General features: G+C 34.8%; 1 protein-coding gene. It reads right to left on the bottom strand.

Annotated features, from left to right (window positions below):
• Nucleotides 1-288: 288 nt before the first annotated feature.
• Nucleotides 289-573 carry a nucleotidyltransferase family protein gene (locus ACP5NR_RS08785; protein ID WP_428006370.1) on the bottom strand — a complete coding sequence of 95 codons (285 nt, stop codon included), beginning with the start codon at nt 571-573 and terminating at the stop codon, nt 289-291.
• Between the last annotated feature and the right edge of the window lie 168 nt (nt 574-741).

The raw sequence follows: 741 nt of genomic DNA, 5'->3' as shown, positions 1-741 counted from the left end.
CTTCAGGTAATGATTTAAGCATACTGACAAGTGAATCTTCAGGTATAGGCAAAATCTTATCAACCATTTTTACCCTCCTCTCTTCTCAATTCAAAAATCAAAATCACTCCGATTCATTATAACACGGGAAGAATTGAAAATTGAGAATAAAAGAGCAGGTGGCAGGTGGCTTGTAGTGGGTGGCGCGTGGCACGTAGCGGGTGGAAAAGAATTGACAATTGAAAATTGAAAATCTTTTGATATATCGAATGCTTTCTGCTATATCGATCAAATATAATTTTTGATCTCTCATAAGATCCTTATTTCTTCTTCCAAAATTTTGCTCTTTATAAAAGGTTTTATGGTGTTATACTCGACAAGATCCACGCTTTTACCAAGAATTTCCTCTATTTCTAATTTCATCCTTATATAATCGAATAAACTCAGGTTATCATCTAATTCTACCAGAATATCGATATCGCTTTGAATGTTATCTTCTCCTCTTGCAACAGATCCAAAAATTCCGGCTCTTTTCACTTTATACTTTTTAAATACCGGAAGTATCTGTGATCTTATAAAATCAACTTTATTCATCTAATCACCTCGATTCATTATAACACGGGAAGAATTGAAAATGGATAATAAATGGCAGGTGGCAGCGGGTGGCTTGTAGTGGAGAAAAAATTGAAGGGTGATCTCAAAACGATTTTGTGAAGGCAATTACAATCGATGATTATTATAAAAAAACACCCCCGCGAATCG

The organism is Athalassotoga sp., assembly GCF_049965695.1.
Classification (GTDB): Bacteria; Thermotogota; Thermotogae; order Mesoaciditogales; family Mesoaciditogaceae; genus Athalassotoga.
This window is presented reverse-complemented; position numbering and strand designations above follow the sequence as displayed.

Coding starts and splice junctions, on each gene's coding strand:
- ACP5NR_RS08785 (WP_428006370.1), bottom strand. CDS start 573: ATGAATAAAGTTGATTTTATAAGATCACAGATACTTCCGGTATTTAAA.